The sequence below is a fragment of the Pedobacter sp. AK013 genome (assembly GCF_014205835.1).
Taxonomy (GTDB): domain Bacteria; phylum Bacteroidota; class Bacteroidia; order Sphingobacteriales; family Sphingobacteriaceae; genus Pedobacter.
This window is the reverse complement of the sequence record NZ_JACHCQ010000003.1, coordinates 279,938-286,500: the sequence shown is the minus strand read 5'-3', so window position 1 is coordinate 286,500 and position 6,563 is coordinate 279,938. Positions and strand designations below refer to the sequence as shown.

At 38.4% G+C, this 6,563-nt stretch carries 5 protein-coding genes; 3 read left to right on the top strand and 2 right to left on the bottom strand.

Annotated features, from left to right (window positions below; all coding sequences use genetic code 11):
- The first annotated feature begins 350 nt into the window (after positions 1-350).
- From HDC90_RS03895 to HDC90_RS03885, 3 genes are read left to right on the top strand one after another with little or no spacing between them, the layout of a single operon-like run.
- The gene (locus HDC90_RS03895) at positions 351-1,985 is read left to right on the top strand and encodes an amidohydrolase (protein ID WP_184464053.1); all 1,635 of its coding nucleotides are present in this window, start codon (positions 351-353) and stop codon (positions 1,983-1,985) included.
- On the top strand, positions 1,972-3,789 hold the full coding sequence (locus HDC90_RS03890) for a serine hydrolase (RefSeq protein ID WP_184464051.1): 1,818 nt from the start codon (positions 1,972-1,974) through the stop codon (positions 3,787-3,789). The genes HDC90_RS03895 and HDC90_RS03890 overlap by 14 nt, the downstream gene beginning before the upstream one ends.
- Positions 3,790-3,849: 60 nt before the next feature.
- Positions 3,850-4,371 carry a hypothetical protein gene (locus tag HDC90_RS03885; protein WP_184464049.1) on the top strand — a complete coding sequence of 174 codons (522 nt, stop codon included), beginning with the start codon at positions 3,850-3,852 and terminating at the stop codon, positions 4,369-4,371.
- Between the two features lie 276 nt (positions 4,372-4,647).
- Here HDC90_RS03885 and HDC90_RS03880 read toward each other — a convergent pair whose 3' ends face one another.
- Both HDC90_RS03880 and HDC90_RS03875 read right to left on the bottom strand, forming a co-directional pair.
- Positions 4,648-5,490 carry a hypothetical protein gene (locus tag HDC90_RS03880; protein WP_184464047.1) on the bottom strand — a complete coding sequence of 281 codons (843 nt, stop codon included), beginning with the start codon at positions 5,488-5,490 and terminating at the stop codon, positions 4,648-4,650.
- An 86-nt stretch (positions 5,491-5,576) separates the two neighbouring features.
- Entirely contained in the window at positions 5,577-6,539 is a 963-nt protein-coding gene (locus HDC90_RS03875; protein WP_184464045.1) for an isopenicillin N synthase family oxygenase, read from the bottom strand.
- Between the last annotated feature and the right edge of the window lie 24 nt (positions 6,540-6,563).

Below are 6,563 nucleotides of genomic sequence, written 5' to 3'. Positions count from 1 at the left end.
CCGCCAATTCTCAGGACAGGGAACATCTTTTGCCCATAAAAAAAGAAAAAGCTTCCTAAGCTGCTTGAAAAAGGGTTTTATTCATAGGAGGTTTATTTCACTTGGGCCAGTAGCCATAAATGCAAGAATCAATTGATTGGTTTAAGAAGAGCCGTCCTCCTGAACTCGTTTCAGGATCTATTAACGGAAAAAAAGTTGTTATTTAGAAGGTCAGTGGATACACAGACCACGGCGTAGATGAAAAATCCGTGCTTTCCGTGCTTTCTGTGTTTTCGTGGCAAACTATTCACCATCTCTCTGTAAAACCGAATTTACAAATCCAATGCTTTCAATTTTCTATCTTTATCGCTATGAAGTCCATTTTATACAGCCTTTTTCTGGCGTTGCTCTTTACTGCTTGCTCTAAAAAAGAAGAGGTTGATGTAATTGTTTATAACGCTAAAGTTTATACTGTTAACAGTAAATTCGATACAGTGGAGGCTTTTGCCGTAAAGGATGGTAAAATCACGGCACTCGGTAAAAGCGATGATATCAAATCAAAATATGTGGGCAAAGAAGAAATCAATGCAGAAGGTAAAACCGTTTATCCAGGTTTTATAGATGCGCATGCTCATTTTTACGGTTATGGTAAAAGCTTGCAAACGGCCGATTTAAGAGAAACAAAATCGTGGGATGAAGTGCTTGCTCGCTTAAGCGATTTTGCTAAAACCCACCCAGAGGGCTGGTTAATTGGTAATGGCTGGGACCAAAACGATTGGGATAAGAAAGATTTCCCCACAAATGAAAAGTTAACAGCACTTTTTCCTGGCCGTCCGGTATTTTTAAACCGGATTGATGGGCACGCGGCCATTGCTAACCAAAAAGCGTTGCATGATGCTGGCATTAATGGCGTGCAGAAGCTGGTAGGTGGCGATATGTTAACCCAAAATGGAAAGCTTACTGGTGTGTTAATCGATAACGCTGTAGCTTTGGTAGAGCGTAAAATCCCTTCACCAGATGTTAAACTGGCCGAAAAAATATTTACAGATGCACAGAAAAACTGTTTCGCTGCTGGTTTAACTACTATTGATGATTGCGGCTTAAGTTACCAGGCTGTCGAATTTATCGAAAAACTGCAAAAGGAAAACAAACTGAAAATGAGGCTCTATGTTATGCTTTCAGATGAGCCTGATAATTATAAATATCTTTTTAACCGTGGTCCAATTAAAACAGATCGGTTAAATGTTCGGGCTTTTAAGGTTTATGCCGATGGTGCTTTAGGTTCGCGTGGTGCCTGTCTGCTGCATCCTTATAGCGATATGCCAAATAAAGCCGGTTTTCTGTTAAGCGATGCGAAACATTTTGAAGAAGTAGCCATAAAAATTGCCGCCAATCATTTTCAGATGTGTACCCATGCCATCGGCGATTCGGCGAATCGGATAATCCTGAATATCTACAATAAAATCTTAAAGGGGAAAAACGATAAACGCTGGCGCATTGAACATGCACAGGTGGTGAATGCCAGCGATTTTGGTTTATTTGGAAGCGCAAGTATCATCCCGTCTGTTCAGCCTACTCATGCCACTTCCGATATGTATTGGGCCAAACAGCGTTTGGGTGCTAAAAGGTTAAAAAATGCATATGCTTACAAACAATTGTTAAAACAAAATGGTTGGATTCCCTTAGGTACCGATTTTCCCGTCGAAAACATTAATCCATTATTAACGTTTTATGCAGCAACAGTGAGAGCAGACGCAAAAGGTTTTCCAAAAGGAGGCTTCCAGATAGAAAATGCCTTAACGCCCGAAGAGGCTTTGCGCGGAATGACGATCTGGGCGGCGAAAGCTAATTTTGAAGAAGAAGAGAAAGGAAGTTTGGAAAAAGGTAAACTAGCCGATTTCGTAATCCTCGACCATGATATTTTAAAATCAACACCACAAAAAATATTAAAAACCAAAGTTTTAAAAACCTACCTGAACGGAGAAAAAGTATATGAAGCAAAATAGATTGCGTATCCTGGTTGTAGCATTTTGCTGCAATGTTTTATGTTTAATGGCTTGCGCACAGGAGCATACCGCGAATGAAAAAAAACTGGCTATTGCCAATGCAATTTCTAACGGAACAGTATTATTAAACAATCAGGATGGAATTATTCCTTTAAAATCATTAGAGAAAAAGAATATTGCTGCAGTTAGCCTTAGTTTTGCTTATAGTGCCGTTTTCGACAGTTTGGCCAACAAATACGATAAAATTACCTCATTTTCTGCCGATTCTTATAAAGATAGCGTGAACTTGAACGATTTAGAAGATGACCTTAAATATTTTAATACCATTTTAATTTCTATTGATGATCAAAATGTAAGCAAAGCCAAATACATTAATTTCATTAACAGTATCAGTAAAAATAAACAGGTAATTATTTCTTTTTTTGGTAACGGGCCTGGTTTAAAATCTTTCGATCTGTTGAAATCGCCAATTATTTGGACCCCACAGAACAATGCCGATGCAGCTGCGGTTGTTCCACAATATATTTTTGGAGGCATTGCCGCTGTAAATAAATTAACCACAGCCTTTTCTGCCCGTTATACCATGGGCGCTGGTTTTGTTACCACTGCTACCCGTTTAAAGTATACGGTACCCGAAGATGCGGGAATCAACTCCAACAACTTAAAAGAAATTGATGCCATTGCTTCCGAAGCAATAACGCAGAAAGCAACTCCGGGTATGGTGGTTTTGGTAGCGAAAGATGGTAAAGTTATTTTTAATAAGGCTTATGGCACCCATACCTATGATACGAATGTACCAGATAAGGTAACCGATATTTTTGATCTCGCTTCGGTAACCAAGGTAACAGCAACAACACCTGCGGTAATGCGTTTATTTGAAGAAGGAAAACTAAAACTAGATACTAATATTGGCGCTTATATCCCGAAAGCACGTACCACGCCCATGAACAATATTCAGGTGCGGGAAGTAATGTTGCACCAGGCGGGTTTTATCCGTTACATCCCTTTTCACGATTATATTAAAACAGGCGATTATAGCCGAGATTCATCAGCGGCCTATCCAACCAAGGTAGCGGATAATTATTATATCAAAAAAGGCTTTTTTAAAGATTTTATGTGGCCTAAAATGCTCAATTCGCCCATTAAAACACGTGGTAAATATGTGTACAGCGATATCAGTATGTACGTGATGAAAGATATTGTAGAGCACATCAGCGAGGAACCACTAAATCAATACACTTATGAAAATTTTTATAAACCATTGGGGATGCAAACGGCAGGTTTCTTGCCGCGGAACCGTTTTAAACCAGAGCAGATTATTCCTACCGAAGATGATAAGTATTTTAGAAAAACCTTGCTTGTAGGTTATGTGCATGATCAGGGGGCAGCTTTGGCAGGAGGAGTTTCAGGTCATGCTGGTTTATTTGCCAGTGCTAACGACTTAGCCATTATTTATCAGATGTTGTTGAACCGTGGTACCTATGGTGGAGTGGAATATTTCAAAGATACAACAGTAGATATGTTTACCTCAAAGCAATCGAATGTTAGTCGCAGAGGCTTGGGTTTCGATCGTTGGGATCCGGATAGTACCAAACATTATCCTTCTGATCTGGCTTCTCCACAAACTTACGGACATACAGGGTATACCGGTACCTGTGTTTGGGTCGATCCATCACGAGGTTTGGTTTATATATTTCTGTCAAACCGGGTTAACCCAACTGTTACCGATAAACTTTCTAATCTAAAAATCAGGGGCAGAATACAGGATGTAGTTAATAAAGCGATAGATGATTCGAAGAAATAGCGGGCATAAGTCTAATTATTATTTGTAAATTAAGCACATCAACCTAAAAAACAAATCAATATGAAATGGACTAAAAAACTGGCCTTTCTGCTGCTTTTTTGTGGAATGGCAGCTATCGTTAAAGCGCAACAGATCAAAGATGGAGAAACGGTAAACATAAATGGTTTTGCAGTAACGTATACTGTTGTGAATAAAGAAAAGATAAACATAAAAGACCAGAACTTTGATCGTTATAAAGTTTTGGCTTCGGTAAAAAACAACAGCGGCAAATCGTTTAATATTCGTTTGGCGAGTTCATTGGACCTGTCTGGAATTAGCAATTCGAAAATTATAGAATTAGATTGTACCAATGCTACGGGTGCGAGGTTAACATCAAAAAAGCTACAGGTTAGTATGAAAAGCCATTTAATCAATGTTACTTATGCGACCAAAGATAAAGATGGAAAAACCATCAGTGCGGTATTGCCTGTTACAGCCGGGTATTATTTCGATCAGGGCCAGGTAATAGAAAATGATGCTATTTTTATTGTACCAGCTGGTGAAACTCCACAAGTTGCGGTAAGAAGTTTATTAAAGAATTAAAAAGAGGATTGCTAGCTTTATTGGAGTTTGCCCAGTAAAGGCGGCTATTTATTTTTGTTTATCCCGGGTATAATAATAAGTATCGAAAAGCTTGTTTCTGGACCTATATTCGGGATCATACTTTTGTTTTATTTTAGCGGCTTAACATCGTTAACAATGTTTTTCTGCTCAATTGGTTTATCAGGATGACAGAAAAAAAGTAGGTAGGTGAGTACGATAAAAATTCTGAACACTGTAGATTTCATGATTATCAGATGTTTTGTGCGATAGTTGCTCTTAATAATTCAGTATCAGTTTATAGATCGTAGTTTTCAATTCTTCATTGTCCCGGTCTTCGCAAAGTAGGAACTCCAGTTTATTGTCGGTTTGTTTAAAGAGCGTTATCCCTTCAAACTTATGGTTACCAGATATTCTATAAGTAAAATTTAGCTTAAGGGTATCAGCATTAAGGCTACCAATAAAGCTGCCTAAAATTTCACCATCTGTGTAAGTCGATTGGGTATCCTCAACAGTTGCAATGAAAAATATTTCGTTTTTAACCAGCACCGCATCGGTAAAGGAAGCTTCTACCTGCTCCATGTTCGGGAGCTTAGCAGGAGTAAATGTTGCCAAGTATAGACCGTTTAAATCTGTACCATTGATTTTGAATATTCCGTTTTTTGTGCCAATTCCATTGCCACGGTTAAAAAGGAGCCAGGTTGTATCCGTGTAGATTGCACCTTCGAGGTTAAAGTTCTCGTCATTTACATGGGCAATCGTTTTAAGTCTGTTGTAAGTATGGGTAAGATCTTTCTGTATAACCTGTTGTGTTTTCAGGTCAAATTCGATCATCAGGTTTCGTTTATTTGTAGAGCCAGAACCCAGAATGTACAATTTATCGCCATGCCCGCACAGTATTTCGAAATCGGGCTTTAAGGCTTTGGTAATGTTTTCTAATTGATTTAATGAGGGATCAAATAAAATTTGAATTTTACGTAGTTGTCTGGTTTTGATGTTATATTCATTTAGATAAGCACTGTTATCGCCTATAATGTAAAGCAAATCTCCACTTGCGAATAACCCTGAGGCAGAGCCAATGCCATCAATTTCGGCGAAAACGTCTAAATGTGCTGAATACATATTATCTAAATAACAAAAAAGCATCGATTTTTTAACCGATGCTTTTAATTTTCTGTTTGCGATTTGCTAGAACTCCAAACGCCTGACTATTTTTTCAATCCAATTTCTCTTAATCTTTCATCTAAATATTCTCCGGCTGTCATATCGCTATAAGCTTTAGGATGTTCTGCATCAATGGTTGATGGTAAACTGGTTAAATCCATATCACTGCGCGGATGTAGAAAGAACGGAACCGAAAAGCGTGAAGTTTTCATCAGTTCACGAGGAGGATTTACCACTCTGTGTGTTGTCGATTTTAATTTGTTATTGGTCAATCTTTGCAACATATCGCCCACATTTACTACAATATCGGTATGGTGTGCTTTAATTGGTAACCATTCATTGCTTCGGGTTAACACTTCAAGGCCATCGGCACTTGCGCCAATGAGCAAAGTAATGAGGTTGATGTCTTCATGTGCCCCGGCGCGTACCGCATCATCAGGAATGGTTTCTGGGTTTTCGATCGGGAAGTAGTGGATACCTCTTAAAATTGAATTTCCATTGTGAACATGTTTGTCGAAATAGTTGATCGGTAATTCTAAATAGGTAGCGATGGCACGTAATAAATGTGTGCCGTTTTCTTCCAGTTTTTTATAGATATCGCCTGTTACTTTATTAAATTCAGGTAATTCTTCTAAAATTTCGTTATCAGGATATTCGTTTTTAACCGGATCGCCATCCGTTACTTCCTGCCCAATCTGCCAAAATTCTTTTAAATCTGGTGTTTTGGCGCCTTTAGCGGTTTCCTTACCTGCACTGGTATAACCACGTTGGCCTGCCAATTCTGGCTTTTCGTATTTCCTTTTAATTTCAACTGGTAATGCAAAGGCAGCTTTAATGTTTTCGTAAAGCTTATCAATTAATTCCTGACTTAAGCCATGGTTGGTAATGGTAACAAAACCTGAATCGTTAAAAGCTCTGCCCAATTCATCCGAAAACTTTTTACGGTCATCTGCAGAGCCATTGATGTAAGAGCCTAAATCTAAACAAGGAATATACGGTGTAGACATAATTTTATATTTAATGTTATACGA

Excerpts from the sequence above, each read along its gene's own strand:
- HDC90_RS03895 (WP_184464053.1), top strand. The coding sequence starts at position 351 with ATGAAGTCCATTTTATACAGCCTTTTTCTGGCGTTGCTCTTTACTGCT.
- HDC90_RS03875 (WP_184464045.1), bottom strand. The coding sequence starts at position 6,539 with ATGTCTACACCGTATATTCCTTGTTTAGATTTAGGCTCTTACATCAAT.
- HDC90_RS03885 (WP_184464049.1), top strand. The coding sequence starts at position 3,850 with ATGAAATGGACTAAAAAACTGGCCTTTCTGCTGCTTTTTTGTGGAATG.
- HDC90_RS03880 (WP_184464047.1), bottom strand. The coding sequence starts at position 5,490 with ATGTATTCAGCACATTTAGACGTTTTCGCCGAAATTGATGGCATTGGC.
- HDC90_RS03890 (WP_184464051.1), top strand. The coding sequence starts at position 1,972 with ATGAAGCAAAATAGATTGCGTATCCTGGTTGTAGCATTTTGCTGCAAT.